The organism is Kitasatospora sp. NPDC004531, from assembly GCF_053602195.1.
The window spans coordinates 20,305-40,990 of sequence record NZ_JBSGDD010000010.1; the positions used below are offsets into that span (position 1 = coordinate 20,305).

Genomic DNA, 20,686 nt, shown 5'->3' on the forward strand with positions numbered 1-20,686 from the left:
CCGTCCAGTATCACTTAGCGCCTACGCGGGCCCGGGTTGTGCGGGCTCCGGCCTTTCCGTCCTGTGCTGTCGCCGCCGCTCCGGCATCCGCAGGCGCTGGCTGATCACCTGGGAGATGCCGTCGCCCTTCATGGTCACGCCGTACAGGGCGTCGGCGGATTCCATGGTGAGCTTCTGGTGGGTGATGACGATCAGCTGGGAGCTCTCCCGCAGTTCTTCCATGATCGCGATCAGCCGGCGCAGATTGGTCTCGTCCAGCGCGGCCTCGACCTCGTCCATGACGTAGAACGGGCTGGGCCGGGCCTTGAAGATCGCCACCAGCAGGGCGACGGCGGTCAGCGAGCGTTCGCCGCCGGAGAGCAGGGAGAGCCGCTTGACCTTCTTGCCGGGCGGCCGGGCCTCGACCTCGACGCCGGTGGTGAGCATGTTCTCGGGGTCGGTGAGGACGAGCCGGCCCTCGCCGCCGGGGAACAGCCGCGCGAAGACGCCTTCGAACTGGGCGGCGGTGTCCTGGTAGGCGGCGGTGAACAGCTGCTCGACGCGGGCGTCGACGTCGCGGACGATGTCGAGCAGGTCGCGGCGGCTCTTGCGGAGGTCGTCGAGCTGTTCGCCGAGGAACTGGTGGCGGGCCTCCAGCGCGGCGAACTCCTCCAGCGCGAGCGGGTTGACCTTGCCGAGCTGCTGGTAGGCGCGTTCGGCGGCCTTGAGCCGCTTCTCCACCTCCGCCCGGACGTACGGGCGGGGCGCGGCGGGCTCCTCGCCGTCCTGGCCGTCCTCGCGCGGCGGCGCCGGAACGGGCTGGTCGGGGCCGTAGCCGGCCAGCAGCTCGGCGCCCTCGATGCCGAACTCCTCCAGCGCCCTGGCCTCCAACTGCTCGATCCGCAGCCGCTTCTCGGCGCGCAGGACTTCGTCGCGGTGCCCGGCGTCGACCAACCGGTCCAGCTCGGCCTGGAGTTCGCGGCCGTGCTCGCGGAACTGGCGCAGTTCGCTCTCGCGGGCGGCCCGGTCGGCCTCGACGGCGGCGCGTTCGGTCTCGGCGGTGGCGAGGGTCTCCTCGATCCGGCCGAGCAGTTGGCGGGCGGCAGTGGCGACGGCTCCGGCGACGGCGGCTTCCCGGCGGGCGCGGGCGCGGCGTTCGGCGGCGCGGGCCCGGGCTTCGCGTTCGGCGCGGGCGGCGCGGTCCAACTGGTCGGCGCGGCCCGCCAGTCCGCGCACCCGCTCCTCGTGGGTGCGGACGGCGAGGCGGGCTTCCATCTCGGTCTGCCGGGCGGCGGCCGCTGCGGCGGCCAGCCGGTCGCGTTCGGCGCCGTCCGGTTCGTCCTCGCCGCTGTCGGCCAACTCCTGCGCGGTGGCGAGGCGTTCGGCGAGTTCGTCGGCGGCGGCGCGGGCCTCGGCGAGGCCGCTCTCGGCCTTGCCGGCGGCGGTGGCGGTGCGTTCGGCTTCGCCGGCGGCGGCCCGGGCGGCGCCGGCGGACCGGCCGAGCGCACCGGCGAGTTCGGCGCGCCGCTTCTCGCCCTGCCGGCGCAGCGCGGCCAACTGCTCGACCTCGGCGGCGAGTTCGCGGCGCTGTTCCTGTGCCTCGGCCAGCCGTTCGGTCAATTCCTCGCAGCGGCCGTCGAGTTCTTCGATGCCGCGGGCCGCCTCGGCGACGGCGGCCCGGGTCTCCAGCGCGCTGGGGGCGCCGGGCGAGCCGCCGTGCGCGAAGGCGCCGGAGAGCAGGTCGCCGTCGGGGGTGACGGCCGTCCACTGCGGGTGGCGCTCGATCAACTGCCGTGCGGCGTCGAGGTTTTCCACCACGGTGGTGCGGCGCAGCAGGCGGCGGGCGGCCGCGGCCAGCGGGCCGTCGACCAACTGCCCTGCCCAGCGGGCTCCTTCGGGCGGCGGGTCGGCGGTTTCGGTGCCGGCGGCGGCGATCAGCAGGGCGGCCCGGCCGCCGTCCTCGGCGCGCAGGTCGGCGAGTGCGGCGGCGGCGGTGGCCGGGTCCTGGACGGCGACGGCGTCCGCGGCGGCGCCGAGTCCGGCGGTGACGGCGAGTTCGAACCCGGGCTCGATGTGCAGCAGTTCGGCGGCGGGGCCGAGGACGCCGGGGCGGCCGAGCAGGGTGGCGCTGCCGTCCTTGCGGCGCAGGGCGAGGGCGAGGGTGTCGTGCCGGGCGGTGAGTGCGGCGCGTTCCTGCTCGGCGGCGGCGAGTGCCTCGCGGGCGGCGCCGGCGGCCCGTTCGGCGTCGGCCAGGGCGGCGCGGGCCAGGTCGTGGCGGCGCTCGGTCTCCTCGTCGCCGGCTTCGGTCCGCTCGCTGCGTTCGAGGAGTTCCCGGTATTCGGCCTGGGCGGCTTCGGCGCGCAGCTGGGCTTCGTCGCGTGCGGTGGCGAGTCGTTCGATCTCGGCTTCGGCGGCGCCGGCCCGGGAGCGGGCGGCGGCGGCCCGGCCCTGGAGGCGGGCGAGGCCTTCGCGGCGGTCGGCGATCGCCCGGGCGGCCGCCCTGAGGCGCAACTCCTCCTCGGCGTGGGCGCGTTCGAGTGCGGTGCGCTCCTCGACGGTTTCGGCCAGGGCGCCCTGGGCCTGTTCGAGGGCGGCTTCGAGGGCGGCTTCCTGCTCGCGGATCCGGGCGGCTTCGCGTTCCAGCTCCTCGGGGTCGCGGCCGCGCCGTTCGTCCGGCTGTCCGGCGGTGGCGGCGGCGCGGATCCGGGCTTCGGCAAGTCCGACGGTGCCGCGGGTGCGTTCGGCGAGCGCGGACAGCCGGTACCAGGTCTGCCGGGCCTCCTCCAGGGCCGGGCCGAGCTGTTCGACCTGGGCTTCCAGGACGGCTTCGCGCTGGACGGCGGCGGCGAGCTGCTGTTCGACGGTGGTGCGGCGCAGTTTCAGCGCCAACTCGTCGGCGACTTCCGCCTCGACGGCCCGGCGCAGGGCGAGCAGGTCGTCGGCGAGCAGCCGCAGCCGGGCGTCGCGCAGTTCGGCCTGGATGCCGGCGGCCCGCCGGGCGATCTTCGCCTGGCGTCCCAACGGGCCGAGCTGGCGGCGGAGTTCGGCGACCAGGTCCTGCACGCGGTTCAGGTTGGCCTGCATCGCGTCGATCTTCCGCAGCGCCTTCTCCTTGCGCTTGCGGTGCTTGAGGACGCCCGCGGCCTCCTCGATGAAGGCGCGGCGCCCCATCGGGTCGGCGTGCAGCACGGAGTCGAGTTGGCCCTGGCCGACGATGACGTGCATCTCGCGGCCGATGCCGGAGTCGGACAGCAGTTCCTGGATGTCGAGGAGCCGGCAGACGGTGCCGTTGAGCGCGTACTCGCTGCCGCCGTTGCGGAACATCGTCCGGGTGATGGTGACTTCGGTGTAGTCGATGGGCAGCGCGCCGTCGGTGTTGTCGATGGTGAGGCTGACTTCGGCGCGGCCGAGCGGGGGGCGCCCGCTGGTGCCGGCGAAGATGACGTCCTCCATCTTGCCGCCGCGCAGCGACTTGGCGCCCTGTTCGCCCATCACCCAGGACAGCGCGTCGACGACGTTGGACTTTCCCGAGCCGTTGGGGCCGACCACGCAGGTGATGCCGGGTTCGAAGCGCAGGGTGGTCGCCGAGGCGAAGGACTTGAACCCGCGCAGGGTGAGGCTCTTCAGATGCACCCGGCCGTCCTCCTCCGCCCCGCCGTCGTCGCCGTGTTCCGGCGGGCCCGTCCGGTGCGGAGGCCCACCGCTGGCGACTGTATCCGGCCGGGCCGCCCGGCTGCCCCCAGGTGGCGGTTTGGCCACGCCGCGCGCTGGGCATGTTGCCGCACAAGAACGTTTCGGACACGACGAAGGGACGTCCGCCTCGGACGTCCCTTGCAGGCTGCCATCCCCTTGCCGGGGAAGCTCAGTGCGTCACAGCGTCGATCGTGAGGACCACGAGCGATCAGTTGATCAGGTCGATCGGGATCGTTTCGATCAGGTGAGGGCCGGCTCGCGCTGGTCCAGGTCGATGCTGTTGAGCAGCGAGTGCTCGTCAGCGACAGCGATCAGCGCATCATTTTCGGCCTGGAGCTTGATGAGCTCGTTCTCCAGGTCCTGGACGCGCTGCTGCAGCCGTCGCATCTCGGAGAGCATTCGCGGGTCGGGGCCGCCGACGTAACCGAGAAGCGCCTTTGCCATGATGTGTGGTCCTCCACGCTGAGTGACCGAACCGTGTACGGTGTGGGTCTTGGGGGAAGGGGTACGCACGCGCCTGCGCGCCGGACGTGCTGGCTGGGCACTACGGGACTGCCGCTGGTGAGTGGCATGCTCACACGGCGGAGCCTCGCCGGTAAACTCAGACCTGTGCGCGGGTTTCCAGCGTCTCACCAAAGACCGTACGGGTCAACACGATCACCGCACGCTACCGCGCCCCTGTCACCTGCATGGCGGGATCGTCACGCCATCGGCCGGGGTAGTGGATCACTACGCTTGCGGAGTCAACCACGAGTCTGCCCGGATGGCAACCGCATGACACCGGCAGTTGCCGGCGGCTCTCCTCCGACCGGCAACCGCGGTGTGTTCATCGGATCGCGAAGCCCTCGTACCCGTCGCCCACGGCGGTCCAGATTTCCGTGACTCCGCTGACCCGACCTGGCGTTCCGGGCCCGCGCAGCGCGGCGAGCAGCCGCTCGCAGTCCGCGCGCGGCCCCTCGGCGACCACCTGGACACGGCCGTCGCCGAGGTTGCTCGTGTAGCCCGTCAGCCCGATCTCCAGGGCCCTGGCCCTGGTCCACCAGCGGAACCCCACCTGCTGGACACGCCCACGCACCCAGATGGTGGCGCGGACGGGACGGTGACTGTCGTGACCTTGCATGCGTCGACCATAGTCGGGCACTTCAGGGGCGCACGGAACGGGTTTCACGCCCCTTCCACTGTGCCTCCTCACCTGCCCGCGCGCATTCACGCCACCGGCATCGCCCCCTGCACACCGGCCTGGCCCTCAGTGGCGCGGCTCGGCGAGCCGGTGCAGCGTCCAGCCGCGCCCGGCCGGGTCCAGCGGGGCGGTGGCGGCGGTGAACAGCTCGGCGGCGCGGCGGTAGGAGAGGCGGGCCCGGCCGGTGAGCGGGCAGCGGTCGCGCTCCGGGGTGCCGGCCGGGGCGCGGCGGTCGGTGAGGAACAGCGGGCCGGCGCTGCGGCCGGCGATCAGCAGCGGCAGCAGCCGGGCGGTGCCGCCGCGCCAGCGCAGCGGGCGCTCGCCGGCCGCGGGCCGGGCCAGCCGGTCGGCGGGGTCGAGCCGGTCCACGTCCAGCGCCAGCAGCCGTTCGATCGGTGCGCCGGTCTCCCGCACCAGGTGCCACAACACCTTCTCCCGCAGCGGCACCCGCAGCGCGAGGACGGCCCGCACCTGGGCGTCGGTGAGCGCGGGCCCGGGCGCGGCGGCGGGCAGCGGGCGCAGCCCCTCGGCGGGGTCGGCGGCCAGCCAGCCGTGCTCGCACCACCGGCGGGCGGCGGCCCGCAGCACGGACAGTTCGCGGTTGGCGGTGCGCGCGCCGACGGACGCGGCCCGGGCGGCGAACGCCTCGGCCACCCGGCGGGGAGCGTCCGGCCCGTCCAGCAGGGCGAGCGGCACGACCGGCGGCGCGGCCCGCCGCCGGTCGGCTCCGACCGGCGGGGTGCGTCCGACCAGCAGCCAGGCCCAGGTGTGCAGGGCGATCCGGTAGACCCGCCGGGAGCCCTCCGAGAGTCGGGCCTCCGCCAGGTAGTGCTCGGCCGCGACGGCGAACTCCACGGGTGTCATATCCGCAGTAAACCGCCGAGCCGATGCGGCGTCAACATACGCTCCCACAGCGGTAAATGCTCGATTTACTGCGGCCATTTCGAAGCTGCCGAAAATTGATGCCCCCACACTCAACTTTTTCGCCGGAAGCCCTTGTCGCAGGCCTCGGCGGCGGGGCACTCTGCCGTCCATGACGCTGACCTCACGGCGGCTCGCCGTCCTGCGCGGGCGGGAGTTCCGCCTCTTCTTCATCGGCTTCGCCGTCTCGCTGTTCGGATCGTCGATGGCCTCGGTGGCCGTGGCGTTCGCCGTGCTCGACGGCGGGGGCGGCGGCTCCGGGCTCGGCGTGGTGATGACCGCGCGGATCCTGCCGATCGTGCTGCTGCTGGTGCTCGGCGGCGCGGCCGCGGACCGGCTGGGCCCGCGCCCGGTGATGCTCGGCTCGGACGGGCTGCGCTTCGCGACCCAGGCGGCGATGGCGGTGCTGATGTTCACCGCGCACGCCGGGGTGTGGACGATGGCCGCGCTGATGGCGCTCTGGGGGCTGGCCGAGGCGGTCTTCATGCCGGCCCAGGACGCACTGCTGCCCCGGCTCGTCCCGGCCGGTCGACTCTCCGACGCCAACGCCCTGGTGGGGATCGCCCGGAACGGCGCCGCGGTGGCCGGGCCGGCCGTCGCCGGTGCGCTGACCGCCGTCGCGGGCCCCGGCTGGGTCCTGCTCGTGGACGCCCTCAGCTACGCGGTCGGCGGCGTGGCGCTCGCCCTGCTCCGGCTGCCCGCCGTCTCCCGCACGAACCTCGGCGAGCCCTCGCTGCTGGCCGAACTGCGGGCCGGCTGGGGCGAGTTCAGCTCCCGCCGGTGGCAGTGGGTGAGCACCGTGCAGGCCTGCCTGTTCAACCTGCTGGTCTGGGCGCCGTTCCTGATCCTCGGCCCGGTGGTCGCCGACCGGCGCCTCGGCGGGGCCGGCGGCTGGGGCGTGGTGATGGGCGCGTACGGGGCGGGCGCGGTGCTCGGCGGGCTGCTGCTGCTCGGCCGCCGGCCCGCCCGGCCGCTGCGCACGGCGGTCGCGGTGACGGCGGGCTGGGCACTGCCCTCGGGTGCGCTGGCGCTGGGCTGGCCGCTGCCGGCGGTGGCGCTCGCGGCGGCCGGCGCGGGGGTGACGTCGATCGTCTGCGGCACGCTGTTCGCCACCCTGACCCAGCGCCACGTCCCGCCGGAGGCGCTGGGCCGGGTCAGCGCGTACGGGACGCTCGGCGCGTTCGCCTTCGGGCCGGTCGGGCTGGCCCTGGCCGGGCCGATCGCGGACCGGGTCGGCGCCGGGTCGGTGCTGGGCTTCGGCGCGCTCTGGCAGCTGGCGTCCTGCGCGCTGACCCTGCTCGTCCTGGGCCGCCGCGAGCCCGCCGAGCCCGCCGCCGTCGGGGCCGCCGCCGAAGCGCCCGCCGCCGCCCGGGCATGACAGCGGCCCCCGGTCCGCAGACGGGACCGGGGGCCGGGCAGCCGGGAGGCGGGGCGTCAGTCGCCGAAGCCACCGCCGAAGTCGCCGCCACCGAAATCGCCGCCGCCGAAGTCCCCGCCGCCGAAGTCGCCGGAGAAGTCGGAGGAGTTGAAGTCGCCGCCCGAGTACTCGCCGGCGTCCGCGCCGCCGTTGTAGTCGCCGCCGCCGTAGCCGTGGTGGTCGGCCGCGTACGCGTAGCTCGGGGTGGACAGCATCGAGCCCAGCATGGTGCCGACCAGCAGGCCGGGGAGCATGCCGCCGCCGAAGTAGCCGCCCGCCCAGGGGCTGTAGGCCGGGCCGGCGTTCCAGTACGGCTGGTGGCCGTGCTCGGTCTGCACGGTGCGGATGTACGGGTCCTGGCCGACGGCCAGCCGGGACGCGTCGTCGGCGCAGGCCGGAACGGTGCGCGGCGCACCGCCGGGCGGCGCCCACTGGACGTCGACGGTGGAGGGGCCGTGCCGCGGGTCGAAGAAGCACGGCACCCGGCGCTCGGGCAGCGGGCGGCCCTCGCGGCGGGCGGCGAGGGTGGCCAGCGCGAACCGGCCGTCCTCCAGCGCCTCGGTGACCGGGCGGACGTCGTCGGGCTTGGTGGCCTCGTCCATGGTCCGCTTGGCGCGGTCGTAGGAGTCCAGCGCCCGCGTGTAGTCGGCGCGCTGGACGTCGTCCGCGCCGGGGGCGCCGGGGTTGAAGTCGAGCCGGTCGAGCTCCTCGCCGAAGGCGGTGATGTCCTCGTCGACCACGGTGCGCAGCTGGGCGAGTTCGGCGCGGGCCTTGTCCTGCTTGCGCTTCTTGGCGCGGCGGAACAGCAGGAACACGCCGCCGCCGGCCAGCACCAGCAGCACCACCGGGACGACGACCCAGGCCGCGGAGGCGCTGTGGTTCGGGCCGTTGCCCTTGGCCTGCTTGACGGCCTGGTCGACGAACTCGTTGACGGTGGCGTTGATGTCGCCGTTGTTGGAGCGGAAGGCCGCGCCGGCGATGTTCTTCGCGGAGGCGTTCGGCATGGCCTTGGCGTCGGAGCCGACGTCGAAGGCGTTGCCGCGCCACACGCCGTAGACGCCGACGATGCCGACCTTGGAACGCAGGTCCCGCAGCAGGGTCTTCGGGGCGTAGGCGTCGCTGTCCGGCAGCACCGCGACGAAGACCGGCTTGTCCGCCTTCTTCAGCTTCTTGGCCAGCGCGTCCGCCTGGTCCTTGGAGAACCGGCCGGTCATCGCCGGGTCGACGTACACCTGGGTCGACTTCAGGGAGCTGGCCGCGTCGTTCAACCCGGCCGCCTGGGCGGGCGCGGACAGTCCGAGGACCATCAACAGACCGAGCAGAGCGGCCAGCACGGCGGCCGGCCCGGTGGCTCGGGAGCGGCGAAGCACAGTTCTCATACCCAGACCGTACCGGTCCCGACCTGGGATCCACGCCCTACCCGGGGACGGTCCGACCCTGAGATCTCCCCCTACCTCGGGACGAGCCCGGCGGTCCGCACCCCCGCCGACCGGCCGGAGTTGGGGCCCGGGCGGCCGTGTCGGCGCCGCGAGCAGGCATAGTGGTGCCGATCTTCCCTCCCCCGACAGGAGCCACCAGCGTGATCCTCGGCCTCGTCACCGCCGTCGCCGCGTCCGTCTGCTACGGCACCGGATCGGTGCTGCAAGCCGTCGGCGCCCGGCGTTCGGCCCGGCAGGAGGCGGCCGACGGCACCGTCACCGCGCACGGCGGGCCTAGCCTGGCCTCGACCGCGAAGGCCGCCGTCACCTGGGAGTTCATCCTCGGCACGGTGCTGGACTTCATCGGTTTCGGGCTGGGCGCGCTGGCCGCGCGGCTGCTGCCGCTGTTCCTGTCGCAGACCATCATCAGCGCCAACCTGGTGATCACCGCGGTGCTGTCGATCAAGCTGCTCGGGCTGCGGCTGCGCCAGCTGGAATGGCTGTCCATCGGCATCCTGTGCAGCGCCCTGGTGCTGCTCGCCGTCGCCGCCGGGCCGGAGGGCGGCCACCACGCCGCGAGGAGCTTCCACTGGGCGCTGCTGATCGGCTCCGCGGTGCTGATCGCCGGCGGCTCGCTGCTGGTGCGCCGGCTCGGCTCCAGCGGTGCGATCGTGGCCGGCCTGCTGTCCGGTCTCGGCTTCGGCGCGCTCGGCATCGGCGTGCGGATCCTGGACGGCATCGAGCCGTTCTCGATCACCGCGCTGCTCGCCGACCCGGCCCTGTACGCCATTCTGATCGCCGGCATCGGCGGCATGTACCTGCACACCGTGGCCCTGCAGGTCGGCTCGGTGAACGGCGCGACCGCCGCCCTGGTGGTCGGCGAGACCGTCGTCCCGGGCGCGGTCGGCGTCCTGTGGCTCGGCGACTCCTCCCGCCCGGGCCTGGCCTGGCTCGCCGTCCTCGGCTTCCTGCTCGCGGTGGTCAGCGCCGTCGGCGTCGCCTACTTCGGCGAGGACGGCGGCGCGATCCAGGCCGCGGCGGAGGAGGAGAAGGCCGCCGCCGGGAAATCGGTCTGACGGTGCCGGGCCCGCAAGGTCAGCCTCGCGGGCGGCGCTGGCACTTCGGGCAGTAGTAGCTGGAGCGGTTCATCCAGGCGTCGCGGCGCATCGGGGTGGCGCAGCGGCGGCAGGGCTGCCCCTCGCGGCCGTAGGCGTCGAGGTCGCGGGAGAAGTAGCCGCTCTCGCCGTTGACGTTGACGTACAGCGAGTCGAAGCTGGTGCCGCCGACGGCGAGCGCGGCGGTCATCACCTCGCGGGCGTGCCCGAGCAGGGCGAGCGCGGCGGGGCGGGTCAGGCCGGCGGTGGGGCGGTCGTAGTGCAACCGGCTGCGCCACAGCGCCTCGTCGGCGTAGATGTTGCCGACGCCGCTGATCAGGGTCTGGTCGAGCAGCGCCCGCTTGACGGTGGTGCGCTTCGCCCTGAGCGCGGCGGCGAACGCGGCGTCGTCGAAACGCGCGTCGAGCGGGTCGCGGGCGATGTGGGCGAGCGAGAGCGGCGTGGCCTCGGGGTCGTCGGGCTCGGTCTCCTCGACGGCCAGGCCGCCGAAGGTGCGCTGGTCGACGAAGCGCAGCTCGGTGCCGCCGTCGGCGAACCGGAGCCGCACCCGCAGGTGCACCGAGTCCGCCATGTCGGCTTCCTGGACGAGGAGTTGGCCGCTCATGCCGAGGTGGCCGATCATCGACAGGCCGTAGCCGAGCGGCACCCACAGATACTTTCCGCGCCGCTGCGGCTCGCCGAGCGTGCGGCCGCGCAGCAGAGCGGTGAACTCCTCGGCGCCGCCGGCCTGTCGGCGGACGGCGCGCGGGTGCAGCACCTCGATGTCGCTGACGGTCCGGCCGGCGGCCCAGCGGGCCAGGCCGCGGCGGACGACTTCGACTTCGGGGAGCTCGGGCACGGGCGGTCAGGCGGCCGCGGTCGGCCGACCGCCGTCGCCGTCCTGCTTGGCCTTGATGGCGCGCCAGGCGGATTCGGCGGCCTTCTGCTCGGCTTCCTTCTTGGAGCGTCCGCTCCCGGAGCCGTAGTCCTGGCCGGCCACCCGGGCGGCGGCGGTGAAGGTCTTCTCGTGGTCCGGTCCGGACTCGCTGACCACGTACTCGGGAACACCGATGCCGACGGCGGCGGTGAGTTCCTGGAGGCTGGTCTTCCAGTCGAGGCCGGCGCCGAGCAGCGCGGACTCCGCGATCAGCGGGTCGAACAGCCGGTGGACGAAGTCCGTGGCCGAGTCGAGGCCCTGGTCGAGGTAGATGGCGCCGATCACGGCTTCGACGGTGTCGGCGAGGATCGACGACTTGTCGCGGCCGCCGGTCCCTTCCTCACCCTTGCCGAGCCGGATGAAGGCTCCGAGGTCCAGGCCGCGGCCGACCTCGGCGAGCGCGCGGGAATTGACCACCGCGGCACGGAGTTTGGCGAGCGTCCCCTCGGCGACCTCCGGGTGGAGGCGGTAGAGGGTGTCGGTCACCACCAGGCCCAGCACCGAGTCGCCGAGGAACTCCAGGCGCTCGTTGGTGGGCAGCCCGCCGTTCTCGTACGCGTACGAGCGGTGGGTCAGGGCACGTACCAGAAGGGCGCGCTCAAGTGGGTACCCGAGGCGCCCTTCCAGGACGTCGTATTCGGTCGAAGCCGGCCCGCCGCCCTTACCCCCGTTGGTCCCGGGGTTCGGCTTGCGAGAGGAATTGCTGCCGTCCGACATCGATCCGTGCACCCCGCCGATCAGACCGAGAGGACCTGGCGACGGTTGTACGTGCCGCAGCTCGGGCACGCGATGTGCGCAAGCTTCGGCTCGTGGCAGCGGTCGCACGCGACGAGCGCGGGCACGACGGCCTTCCAGTTGGAACGCCGGTGACGCGTGTTGCTGCGCGACATCTTCCGCTTCGGAACAGCCACGGCTAAATCTCCTGGTTCTCGGCGAGACCCTCACGGGTACCGCTGTGTCTTATTCCTCGTCACCCTCGTCGCCGGGGGCGGCGGAGAGTCCCTGCAGAGCCGCCCACCGGGGGTCGGCGGCGTCGTGGTGGTGCGACGGGTCGTCGCTCAGCCGTGCTCCGCATTCGGAACACAGGCCGAGGCAGTCGTCCTGGCACACCGGCTGCAGCGGCAGTGCGAGCACCACCGCGTCACGCAGCACCGGCTGGAGGTCGAAGAGCTCGCCCTCCAGGCGGTAAGTCTCGTCCTCGGACTCCTCGTCGAAGTCGTCCCCCGCGATCGCGCGGTGACGCTCCTCGGACTCCGGGTAGTAGTACAGCTCCTGGAAGTCGACCTCCAGGTCGTCCTCCACCGGCTCCAGGCAGCGGGAGCACTCGCCGGTCACGTGGGCCTGGGCGGTGCCGGTGACCAGCACGCCCTCGACCACGGACTCCAGGCGGAGCTCCAGCTTGATCTCGCTCTTCTCCGGGACGCCGATCACATCCGCGATGCCCAGCTCCGCCGGGGCCTCCAGGGTGCGGGAGACCTTGCGCAGCGAGCCGGGGCGACGGCCGAGCTCGTGCGTGTCGAACACGAGGGGGTCGCGGTGGTCGAGGCGGTTCAAGGTTTCCTGACTTCCTGGCGGCGGCACGCATCCCTGCGTGGCGCGGATGTGGTTCCTGCGGTGCGCGGCCCGAACGCGGGCACGCGGCGAACCCGGCACAAGCAGGCCGGAGTGGTCAGACTACCCGAGAGTCCGGGTCTGACCCAACTCGCCCGTTCACCGGCCGCCGAGCTCCCGCAGCCGGGTCATGTCGATCATGCTGGTGTCGAAGAAGCTGGTCTCGTCCAGCCCGGCCTGCTGCTGCTGGGGCAGCTGCGGCACCTGCTGGGGCTGCGGCGGCACCTGCTGGTAGCCGTTCGGGTCGGCGGGCAGCGGGTTGCCCCACTGGTCGTAGCCGGGCTGCTGGTACGGCTGCTGCTGGTAGTACGCCGGGTCGGCCGGCTGCTGGTAGCCGTAGGGCTGCCCGTACGGGTCGGTCTGCGGGGCCGCCGCCGGGTCGTAGCCGCCGCCGTACACCTCGGCGTACTGCGGGGCCTGCGGCTGCCCGTACTGGTCCTCGGCGGGGTTCTGCCAGCCCGCCGCGGCCGGGGTCTGCTCCGGCCAGGTCTGCTGCTGCGGGACGTCCGCGTACCAGGACTGCTCGCCGTCGGCGGCGAAGCCGGCGGCCACCGCCTCGGCGCGGTCCTTCAGCTGCTGGGCCTCGTCGGCGGCGGCCAGGTAGGCGCCCAGCTCGTCGATCGGGGCCTTGCCGAGCAGCTTGTCGCGGCCCTTGCCGACCGCCTCCAGGGTCGCCGACAGCACCGCCTCCAGGGTGGCGAGCTTCACATCGACGTACTCGTCGGCCTCCGGGCTGGGGCTGATCCGCTGCGGCCGGAACTCCTCGCCGTCCTCGGCGCCGTCGCCCTCCGGCTGGTACACCCCGGCCTCGCCGCGCAGCTTCTGCCGGCCGCGGCCGACCGCGCCGAGCGTCTTGGTGAGCACCACCTCGAAGTTGGCGAGCTTGGAGTCGACGTAGTCGTCCGCCTCGGCGAGCTTGGTGCGCTCCTCGGCGCGTGCCTCGGCCAGGATCCGGTCCGCCTCGGCCTGGGCCTTGCGCACCACCTCGGTGTCCGAGATCAGCGAGCCGCGCTCGTCGTGCGCGCCGCGGATGATCTGGTCGGCCTGCGCCTGGGCGTCGGCCACCATCTGCTGATGGTCCGCCACCACCGACTGCGCCTTGGCGAGTTCGGCGGGCATCGCCTCGCGCAGTTCGCGCAGCAGGCCGGTCAGTTCGGCACGGTTGACCACGCAGGAGGCCGACATCGGCATCGCCTTGGCCTTCTCGACCACGGCGATGATCTCGTCGAGTTTCTGCTGCACGTCCACGGGCGTCTTCAGTCTTTCCGTGTGCCGCCGAGGTGCGGCGGAGGCAGTGCCACGGAATCGCGAACGGCGGTCCCGGGGCCGGGAGTACAGACTGTACGGCCACCCACCCCGCCGCTCACAACACCCCTGGCGTCACTTGCGGCGTTCGGCGATCCGCTCGACCAGTCGCCGGTGCACCACGTCGGGCAGCAGGTGGGAGACGTCGCCGCCCAGCGTGGCCACCTCCTTGACCAGGCTGGAGGACAGGAAGCTGTACGTCGGCGAGGTCGGCACGAACAGCGTCTCCACGCCGGTCAGGCCGTGGTTCATCTGGGCCATCTGGAGCTCGTAGTCGAAGTCGCTGACCGCGCGCAGGCCCTTGATGATCGCCGGGATGCCGCGCTCGCGGCAGTAGTCCACCAGCAGGCCGGTGTGCGGCTCCACCTGGATGTTGCCCAGGTGCGCGGTGGTCTCCTCGATCAGGCCGATCCGCTCCTCGGTGGAGAACATCCCCTGCTTGTTGGGGTTCACCGCCACCACCACGTGCACCACGTCGACCAGCTTCGAGGCCCGCTCGATGATGTCGATGTGGCCCTTGGTGACGGGGTCGAAGGACCCCGGGCAGACGGCGCGGCGCATGGATGTGCTCCCTCGTGGGGCGGGTGTTCTGCTACGAGTCTTGGTCAGCCCCGGCAGCGGCGCGACCGTACCAGAGCGTGCCCTCGCCGTAACGGCGCGAGCGCAGCCCTTCGAAGCCGTCCGGCCAGCCGAACTCGCCCCCTCGGGTGCTGCGTTCCACGGTGACGAGAACGTGCTCGGACAGCCAGCCCCCCGACCGGAGTGTGACCAGCATCTCCCGCAGCACGGCGTCCTCCACGGCGTACGGCGGATCCAGGAACACCAGGTCGTACGGCTCGGCCGGCGGCGGGCCCGCGATCACCTTCTCCGCCTTGTCCGCCCGCACCTCCGCGCCCGGCAGCCCCAGCGTCCGGACGTTCTCCCGCACCGTCCGCACCGCGCTCGCGTCCGCCTCCACCAGCAGCGCGTGCGCCGCGCCCCGGGACAGCGCCTCCAGCCCGACCGCGCCGCTGCCCGCGAACAGGTCCAGCATCCGCGTCCCGCCGATCGGCCCGAACAGCGCCTCGACGGTGGAGAACATCGCCTCCCGCGCCTTGTCGGACGTCGGACGGGTGTTCCGGCCGGGCGGCACGGCGAGACGGCGGCCTCCGGCACGGCCGGCAATGACGCGGGGCATGTCGTTCCTTAGGTGGGAGGGGGTGCGCGCCCGACCATAGCCGACAAATCGCAGCCGGCCGGGCGCGCACCCCCGTCAGCGCCTACTCGTTGGAAGCCGCCCCCAGCAGCGTGGGCGACGCGTAGCGCGACCAGGACAGGCACCCGTCCGGCGGGCAGTACTCCGGGCGGCGCGGGTCGTGGCCGAGTTCGCGCAGCTTGGTGCGGACGGAGTCGGGCGTGCGGCCGTAGCGGGCGGCGATGCGGGCGATGGTGTCGCCGTCGTGGAAGCGGCGGACCAGCTCTTCCTCGTGCTGCGGCACCCAGGGCGCGCCGTGGCCGGGGTAGAGCTCGCGCAGCACGTCGCGGTCGGGGATGGGCTCGGAGACGTCGGCGACGATCGCCAGTGCGCGCAGGGCGCGGTTGAGCGCGATGCGCAGCGAGGCGACGTCCTCCACCGGGAGGCGGAGCTTGCCGGAGGCGACCGGGTTGGCGGAGTTGCCCTCGCGCCAGCCGGTCAGGGTGAGGGTGACTTCGCGGTCGTCTTCGCTGGCGACCTCGATCCGGAAGACCTTGTCGCCGAGCGGGAGCTCGTTGAGGTGACGGAATGCCATGCAATGACCCCCAAATCTCGTGCCGGGGACGCCACTTGGAGTGCGCCCCGAACAAGTACATTCTCTCTCGGGGCACTGACAATCGGGCCTGATCACACCGGCCGTCAGCCCTTCTCCAGGTACTCCGCGCGGTCCTCGTCGAGCAGGCTCTCCAGGGCGGTGCGCAGCTCGGGGTGGGCGGCGAGCTCGGGGTCGGCGGCGACCAGCCGGGTGGCCTCGGCGCGGGCGGTGGCGATGACCTCCTCGTCGTCGAGGACGGACAGCACCTTGAGCGAGGACTTCACGCCGGACTGGGCCTGGCCCAGCACGTCGCCCTCGCGGCGCTGTTCGAGGTCGATCCGGGAGAGCGCGAAGCCGTCCAGGGTGCCGGCCACGGCGTCCAGGCGGGCGCGGGCGGCGCTGGCGGCTGGCATGTCGCTGACCAGCAGGCACAGGCCGGCGGCGGAGCCCCGGCCGACCCGGCCGCGCAGCTGGTGCAGTTGGGAGACGCCGAACCGGTCCGCGTCCATGATCACCATGACGGTGGAGTTGGGGACGTTGACGCCGACCTCGATCACGGTGGTGGCGACCAGCACGTCGACCTCGCCGGCGGCGAAGCGGCGCATCACGTCGTCCTTGGTGTCGGGGGCGAGTCGGCCGTGCAGGATCTCCACCCGCAGCCCGGCCAGCGGGCCCTTGGCGAGCTTCTCGGCGGTCTCCACCACGGCCAGCGGCGGCCGGCGCTCCTCGCTGTCGGCTCCCCCGCCGTCGACCTCCTCCAGCTCCTGCTTGCGCTTCTTCTTCCCCTTCGGTTGGTCGTCCTCGTCGCCGATCCGCGGGCAGACCACGTACGCCTGGTGGCCCTTGCCGACCTCCTCGCGGACGCGTTCCCAGGCCCGGGCGAGGAAGTTGGGCTTCTCCAGGGCGGGGACGACGTGGGTGGAGATCGGGGAGCGGCCGGAGGGCAGCTGGTCGAGGACGGAGGTCTCCAGGTCGCCGAAGACGGTCATCGCGACGGTGCGCGGGATCGGGGTGGCGGTCATCACCAGCAGGTGCGGGGGCTGTTCGCCCTTGGCGCGCAGCGCGTCGCGCTGTTCGACGCCGAACCGGTGCTGTTCGTCGACGACGACCAGGCCGAGGTCGGCGAACTGCACCTTGTCCTCGATCAGGGCGTGCGTGCCGATGGTGATGCCGGCCTTGCCGGACGCCATGTCGAGCATCGCGCCGCGTCGGGCGGCGGCGCCCATCGAGCCGGTGAGCAGCGCGACCCGGGTGCCGATCTCGGAGCCGCCGATCATCCCGGCCTCGGCGAGGTCGCCCATCATCTCCACGATCGAGCGGTGGTGCTGCTGGGCGAGCACCTCGGTGGGCGCGAGCAGCACGGCCTGGCCGCCGGTGTCGACCACGGCGAGCATGGCGCGCAGCGCGACCAGGGTCTTCCCGGAGCCGACCTCGCCCTGCAGCAGGCGGTGCATGGGGTGTTCGGTGGCGAGGTCGGCGAAGATCTCGGCGCAGACCTTCTGCTGGCCGTCCGTGAGGGTGAACGGCAGCCGGGCGTCGAAGGCGTCCAGCACGCCGCCGGGGACGGCGCGGCGGGGAACGGCGGGCAGCGCGGAGTCGGCGGCGCGGCGCTGGGCCAGGGCGACCTGGAGGACGAAGGCCTCGTCCCAGCGCAGCCGGTTCTGGGCGCGTTCCTTCTCGACCTGGTTGCGCGGGCGGTGGATCAGTTCGAGCGCCTCGGGCAGCGGGATCAGGTCGTGCTCGGCGCGCAGGTCGGCGGGCAGTGGTTCGCCGACGTCGGCCAGGTGCTTGGTGAGGGCCATCTCGACGCACAGCGACAGCTTCCAGCTGGGCAGCTGGGCGCTGGCCGGGTAGACCGGGATGAGCCGCCCGGCGAACTGCGCGGCCGCCGAGGACCCTTCCTCGTCGTCGATCAACTGGTAGTCGGGCGAGGCGAGTTGGCGGGTGCGGTTGAACATGCCGACCTTGCCGGCGAACAGGCCCTGCCGGCCGGGCGTGAGTTCCTTCTGCCGCCAGCCCTGGTTGAAGAACACCAGCGACAGCCGGGAGCGGCCGTCGGTGACCACCACCTCCAGCCGGTCGCCCTTGCGGCCGCGGAACGGGATCAGCGTGACCTTCTCGATCCGGGCCAGCACGGTGACGTGCTCGTCCACCTCCAGCTCGTCCAGGCTGGTGAGTTGGCCGCGCTCGACGTACCGGCGCGGGTAGTGGTGCAGCAGGTCGCCGACCGTGCGCAGCTTGAGGGAGTCGGCCAGCACCTTCGCGGTGCGGTCGCCGACCAGGTCCTTCAGTGGTTCATCGAGAGCGCCCATCGGGTCCCATTTCACACCACCGGTCGGACGTCGCGGCTCACTCGACACCGATCAGCAGCGGCGCGGCCTCCTGGCCGCCCCGGTAGGCGACGGTGTCGACCTCGGGGCGGGTGCGCCTGGCGTGCGCGATCAGGCGGTCGGCGAGTTCGGCGGGGGCGTCCTCGCCGAGCACCAGGGTGACGAGTTCGCCGGACGCGGCGATCATCCGGTCCAGCACGGCGAGCGCGGTCTCGGTGAGGTCGCGGCCGATCACCACCACGTCGCCGTCGATCAGGCCGAGCACGTCGCCGGCCTGGCAGACCCCGGCCATCGTCCAGGACTCGCCCTCGGCGACGGCGAGTTCGGCGTACCGGGTGGCGCCGGCGGCGGAGGTCATGGCGACCACGTCCTCGTCGAACCGGCGGCCGGCGTCGTGCACGGCGAGCGCGGCCAGGCCCTGCACCGGGGAACGGGTGGGCAGCACGGCGATCCGCACGCCCTCCTCGCGCAGCTGGTCGGCGGCGGCGCCGGCGGCGGCCCGCAGTTCGGGGTCGTTGAGCAGCACGATCACCTCGCGGGCCGCGCAGCGGTGCACGGCTGCGACCAGTTCGGCGCTGGCGGGGGCCCGGTCCGGGTCGGCGGCGAGCACCACCGAGCCGGCCTGCTCGCACAGCTGGGCCAGTCCGCTGCCGGTCACCACGCTGAGCACGGCCCGGCCGTGCGAGACGGTCTCCTCGCGCTCGCCCGAGCGGGCCGCCGCCTCCGCGAAGTGCGTGATCCGGATCCGGTACGGCCGGCCCGCCTCGACGCCCGCCTCGACGGCCGCGCCCGCGTCGTCCACGTGCACGTGGACGTTCCACAGGCCGTCGCCGCCGCCGATCACCAGCGAGTCGCCCAGCCGTCCCAGCCGCTCGCGCAGCCGGGGCAGCTGCCCGTCCTCGGCCTCCAGCAGGTAGATCACCTCGAACGCCGGGTGGCCGGGGCCCGGCGGCCGCTCGTGGCCCTCGCAGCCGGCCACCAGCACCGGGTCCACCTCGCGCCGCAGCGCGACCGGGCCCATCGGCTGCTGCCCCGACACCGCGTCCACCAGCGCGCCCAGCACGGCCACCAGGCCGCGGCCGCCGGCGTCCACCACGCCCGCCTCGGCGAGCACCGTCAGCTGGTCCGGGGTGAGCAGCAGCGCCTGCCGGGCCGCCCGGTACGCCTCGCGCGCCTGGCCGGTCAGCCCGTCCGCGGCCTTCGCGGCCGCGGCGGCGGCCGCGGCGACCGTCAGCAGGGTGCCCTCGACCGGCTGCGCGACGGCCAGGTACGCGGAGCGCGCGCCGTTGTCGAGCGCCTCCGCCAGCCCGCCGCCGTGGGCCAGCGCCTCGGCGAGGCCGCGCAGCCACTGCGCGAGGATCACTCCGGAGTTGCCGCGGGCCCCGATCAGCGCTCCGCGGGCGGCGGCGGTCGCGGCGGCCGCCACCGCGGGCCGCTCCTCCCGCGCGAACAGCTCGTCCAGCGCCTCGGCCGCCGACTCCAGGGTCAGGTACAGGTTGGTGCCGGTGTCGCCGTCCGGAACCGGGTACACGTTCAGCGCGTCGATCTCCTCGCGGGCCTGCCCGAGGGCCGCCAGCGCGAGCCGGCACCAGGTGCGGACGGCCGGGGCGTCGAGGGTGTCCAGCACCAGGTCTCCTCCGGGTGAACGCCACGAGAACGCGACGGGACGCGGTGGCGAGGGGCGATGTTGGCAGGTTATCGGCCCCCGGGACACCGCCTGCGGCACCCTCCGGCCCAGGTCGGGGGAACGATCACCCTCGCAGCCGTGGTAGTTTCGTTGAGCGGGAGTCACCGTTGTATGCTCTCCCGGTTGCCTGGAACACCCCGGGCTGTTCAAGTTCCTGATCTGAAGTCTTGGAGTGACTCCTGTGGCTGCCAACTGCGACGTCTGCGGCAAGGGCCCGGGCTTCGGCAACAGCATCTCCCACTCGCACCGCCGCACCCCCCGTCGTTGGAACCCCAACATCCAGACGGTGCGCGCTGTGGTTGGGCGCACGCCGAAGCGCCTGAACGTCTGCACCTCGTGCATCAAGGCCGGTAAGGTCTCGCGCTGACGCGTAACCGGTACGCCGGTCACCTTCTCGCTCGGTGAAAGCCGATCACGCCCCTCCGGGGGATCGTGGTCGGCTTTCACCTTTTTTGCGCCGCGGAGCGCCCCGCCAGGGGCTCGTGGGAGGTACCCCCAGGAGCCCCTGGCGGGCTCGGCTTCAGCTTCGTTGCTGCCAGAAGTGGTCGACCGGGCCGATGCCGGTGCCGAGGGGGAAGCCGTGTGCGATGGCGCCCGTCACGTAGGACTTGGCGTTCGCGACGGCCGTCGGCATCTCGTCGCCTTTGGCGAGCTGCGCGGCGATGGCGCTGGCGAGGGTGCAGCCGGTGCCGTGGGTGTGGCGGTTGTCGTGGCGGGGGGCGCGGTACCAGTGGGTTTCGCCGGTGGGGGCGAGCAGCAGGTCGGCGGCTTCGCCTTCGAGGTGGCCGCCCTTGATGAGGGTCCAGCGCGGGCCGAGGTCGCGGAGCGCCTTCGCGGCGTCGAGCATCTCGTGCTCGGAGCCGACCGTGCGCCCGGTGAGTTGGGTCACTTCGTGCAGGTTGGGGGTGACCAGCGTGGCGACCGGCAGGAGGCGCTCGCGGACGGTGGCGGCGGCTTCCGCGGCCAGCAGCGCGTCGCCGTGCTTGGAGACGCCGACGGGGTCGACGACGACGGGTGCGGGGGCGTCGGCGAGGAGCGCGGAGACGCTTTCGACGAGCTCGACGGAGGCCAGCATGCCGGTCTTGATCGCCTGGACGCCGATGTCGTCGACGACGCTGCGGTACTGGGCGCGGACGGCTTCGGCGGGCAGTTCCCAGTAGCCCTGGACGCCGAGCGAGTTCTGCGCGGTGACGGCGGTGATGACGCTCATGCCGTGGACGCCGAGGGCGAGCATCGCCTTGAGGTCGGCCTGGATGCCGGCACCGCCGCCGCTGTCGGAGCCGGCGACGGTGAGCACCCGGGGCGGGGCGGTGTTGGTGGTCATGCGCCCCAACCTACCTACCGG

Annotated in this window: 19 protein-coding genes; 3 read left to right on the forward strand and 16 right to left on the reverse strand. The window is 73.4% G+C overall.

Going from position 1 to position 20,686, the window contains the following annotated elements:
* Positions 1-21: 21 nt before the first annotated feature.
* The 4 genes from smc to ACWEMJ_RS07175 form a co-directional block, all read right to left on the reverse strand.
* Positions 22-3,612: a chromosome segregation protein SMC gene (gene smc, locus ACWEMJ_RS07160; protein WP_452135964.1), complete on the reverse strand. Its 3,591-nt coding sequence runs from the start codon at positions 3,610-3,612 to the stop codon at positions 22-24.
* Positions 3,613-3,912: 300 nt separating this feature from the next.
* A complete protein-coding gene (locus ACWEMJ_RS07165) occupies positions 3,913-4,116 on the reverse strand; it encodes a hypothetical protein (RefSeq protein ID WP_400893773.1) in 204 nt (67 codons plus the stop codon).
* A 382-nt stretch (positions 4,117-4,498) separates the two neighbouring features.
* Entirely contained in the window at positions 4,499-4,792 is a 294-nt protein-coding gene (locus ACWEMJ_RS07170) for an acylphosphatase (protein WP_452135965.1), read from the reverse strand.
* A gap of 126 nt (positions 4,793-4,918) precedes the next feature.
* Positions 4,919-5,716 carry a hypothetical protein gene (locus tag ACWEMJ_RS07175; RefSeq protein ID WP_452135966.1) on the reverse strand — a complete coding sequence of 266 codons (798 nt, stop codon included), beginning with the start codon at positions 5,714-5,716 and terminating at the stop codon, positions 4,919-4,921.
* 169 nt (positions 5,717-5,885) lie between these two features.
* Here ACWEMJ_RS07175 and ACWEMJ_RS07180 point away from each other — a divergent pair, with 169 nt between their 5' ends.
* The gene (locus ACWEMJ_RS07180; RefSeq protein ID WP_452135967.1) at positions 5,886-7,151 is read left to right on the forward strand and encodes an MFS transporter; all 1,266 of its coding nucleotides are present in this window, start codon (positions 5,886-5,888) and stop codon (positions 7,149-7,151) included.
* A gap of 56 nt (positions 7,152-7,207) precedes the next feature.
* On the opposite strand, the gene ACWEMJ_RS07185 is transcribed toward ACWEMJ_RS07180, so the two are convergent.
* Positions 7,208-8,569 carry a hypothetical protein gene (locus tag ACWEMJ_RS07185; protein WP_452135968.1) on the reverse strand — a complete coding sequence of 454 codons (1,362 nt, stop codon included), beginning with the start codon at positions 8,567-8,569 and terminating at the stop codon, positions 7,208-7,210.
* Between the two features lie 200 nt (positions 8,570-8,769).
* Between ACWEMJ_RS07185 and ACWEMJ_RS07190 the strand changes: the two genes are divergently transcribed.
* Positions 8,770-9,684 (forward strand): hypothetical protein, encoded by a 915-nt coding sequence (locus ACWEMJ_RS07190; RefSeq protein ID WP_452135969.1) that lies wholly within the window; start codon positions 8,770-8,772, stop codon positions 9,682-9,684.
* 19 nt (positions 9,685-9,703) lie between these two features.
* On the opposite strand, the gene mutM is transcribed toward ACWEMJ_RS07190, so the two are convergent.
* From mutM to ACWEMJ_RS07240, 10 genes are all read right to left on the reverse strand, one after another.
* Positions 9,704-10,561 carry a bifunctional DNA-formamidopyrimidine glycosylase/DNA-(apurinic or apyrimidinic site) lyase gene (gene mutM, locus ACWEMJ_RS07195; RefSeq protein WP_452135970.1) on the reverse strand — a complete coding sequence of 286 codons (858 nt, stop codon included), beginning with the start codon at positions 10,559-10,561 and terminating at the stop codon, positions 9,704-9,706.
* 6 nt (positions 10,562-10,567) lie between these two features.
* Complete coding sequence (gene rnc, locus ACWEMJ_RS07200; RefSeq protein ID WP_452135971.1) at positions 10,568-11,356, reverse strand: ribonuclease III; 789 nt, start codon at positions 11,354-11,356, stop codon at positions 10,568-10,570.
* Positions 11,357-11,376: 20 nt separating this feature from the next.
* On the reverse strand, positions 11,377-11,550 hold the full coding sequence (gene rpmF / locus ACWEMJ_RS07205; protein WP_035866499.1) for a 50S ribosomal protein L32: 174 nt from the start codon (positions 11,548-11,550) through the stop codon (positions 11,377-11,379).
* A 49-nt stretch (positions 11,551-11,599) separates the two neighbouring features.
* Positions 11,600-12,193 (reverse strand): YceD family protein, encoded by a 594-nt coding sequence (locus tag ACWEMJ_RS07210; protein WP_452135972.1) that lies wholly within the window; start codon positions 12,191-12,193, stop codon positions 11,600-11,602.
* A 156-nt stretch (positions 12,194-12,349) separates the two neighbouring features.
* Entirely contained in the window at positions 12,350-13,498 is a 1,149-nt protein-coding gene (locus ACWEMJ_RS07215; RefSeq protein WP_452135973.1) for an ATP synthase F0 subunit B, read from the reverse strand.
* 132 nt (positions 13,499-13,630) lie between these two features.
* Entirely contained in the window at positions 13,631-14,116 is a 486-nt protein-coding gene (gene coaD / locus ACWEMJ_RS07220; RefSeq protein WP_452135974.1) for a pantetheine-phosphate adenylyltransferase, read from the reverse strand.
* 31 nt (positions 14,117-14,147) lie between these two features.
* A complete protein-coding gene (rsmD, locus tag ACWEMJ_RS07225; RefSeq protein ID WP_452135975.1) occupies positions 14,148-14,732 on the reverse strand; it encodes a 16S rRNA (guanine(966)-N(2))-methyltransferase RsmD in 585 nt (194 codons plus the stop codon).
* Between the two features lie 82 nt (positions 14,733-14,814).
* The gene (locus ACWEMJ_RS07230) at positions 14,815-15,324 is read right to left on the reverse strand and encodes a hypothetical protein (RefSeq protein ID WP_043916146.1); all 510 of its coding nucleotides are present in this window, start codon (positions 15,322-15,324) and stop codon (positions 14,815-14,817) included.
* Positions 15,325-15,428: 104 nt separating this feature from the next.
* Positions 15,429-17,636, reverse strand: coding sequence for an ATP-dependent DNA helicase RecG (gene recG / locus ACWEMJ_RS07235; RefSeq protein ID WP_452135976.1), 2,208 nt, complete (start codon positions 17,634-17,636; stop codon positions 15,429-15,431).
* A 37-nt stretch (positions 17,637-17,673) separates the two neighbouring features.
* A complete protein-coding gene (locus ACWEMJ_RS07240; RefSeq protein WP_452135977.1) occupies positions 17,674-19,281 on the reverse strand; it encodes a DAK2 domain-containing protein in 1,608 nt (535 codons plus the stop codon).
* A gap of 241 nt (positions 19,282-19,522) precedes the next feature.
* Here ACWEMJ_RS07240 and rpmB point away from each other — a divergent pair, with 241 nt between their 5' ends.
* Entirely contained in the window at positions 19,523-19,708 is a 186-nt protein-coding gene (rpmB, locus tag ACWEMJ_RS07245) for a 50S ribosomal protein L28 (RefSeq protein ID WP_073813963.1), read from the forward strand.
* 153 nt (positions 19,709-19,861) lie between these two features.
* On the opposite strand, the gene thiD is transcribed toward rpmB, so the two are convergent.
* On the reverse strand, positions 19,862-20,665 hold the full coding sequence (thiD, locus tag ACWEMJ_RS07250) for a bifunctional hydroxymethylpyrimidine kinase/phosphomethylpyrimidine kinase (protein WP_452135978.1): 804 nt from the start codon (positions 20,663-20,665) through the stop codon (positions 19,862-19,864).
* Positions 20,666-20,686 lie beyond the last annotated feature (21 nt).

Coding starts and splice junctions, on each gene's coding strand:
- ACWEMJ_RS07165 (WP_400893773.1), bottom strand. CDS start 4,116: ATGGCAAAGGCGCTTCTCGGTTACGTCGGCGGCCCCGACCCGCGAATG.
- ACWEMJ_RS07170 (WP_452135965.1), bottom strand. CDS start 4,792: ATGCAAGGTCACGACAGTCACCGTCCCGTCCGCGCCACCATCTGGGTG.
- ACWEMJ_RS07175 (WP_452135966.1), bottom strand. CDS start 5,716: ATGACACCCGTGGAGTTCGCCGTCGCGGCCGAGCACTACCTGGCGGAG.
- ACWEMJ_RS07180 (WP_452135967.1), top strand. CDS start 5,886: ATGACGCTGACCTCACGGCGGCTCGCCGTCCTGCGCGGGCGGGAGTTC.
- ACWEMJ_RS07185 (WP_452135968.1), bottom strand. CDS start 8,569: ATGAGAACTGTGCTTCGCCGCTCCCGAGCCACCGGGCCGGCCGCCGTG.
- rnc (WP_452135971.1), bottom strand. CDS start 11,356: ATGTCGGACGGCAGCAATTCCTCTCGCAAGCCGAACCCCGGGACCAAC.
- coaD (WP_452135974.1), bottom strand. CDS start 14,116: ATGCGCCGCGCCGTCTGCCCGGGGTCCTTCGACCCCGTCACCAAGGGC.
- rsmD (WP_452135975.1), bottom strand. CDS start 14,732: ATGCCCCGCGTCATTGCCGGCCGTGCCGGAGGCCGCCGTCTCGCCGTG.
- ACWEMJ_RS07230 (WP_043916146.1), bottom strand. CDS start 15,324: ATGGCATTCCGTCACCTCAACGAGCTCCCGCTCGGCGACAAGGTCTTC.
- recG (WP_452135976.1), bottom strand. CDS start 17,636: ATGGGCGCTCTCGATGAACCACTGAAGGACCTGGTCGGCGACCGCACC.
- thiD (WP_452135978.1), bottom strand. CDS start 20,665: ATGACCACCAACACCGCCCCGCCCCGGGTGCTCACCGTCGCCGGCTCC.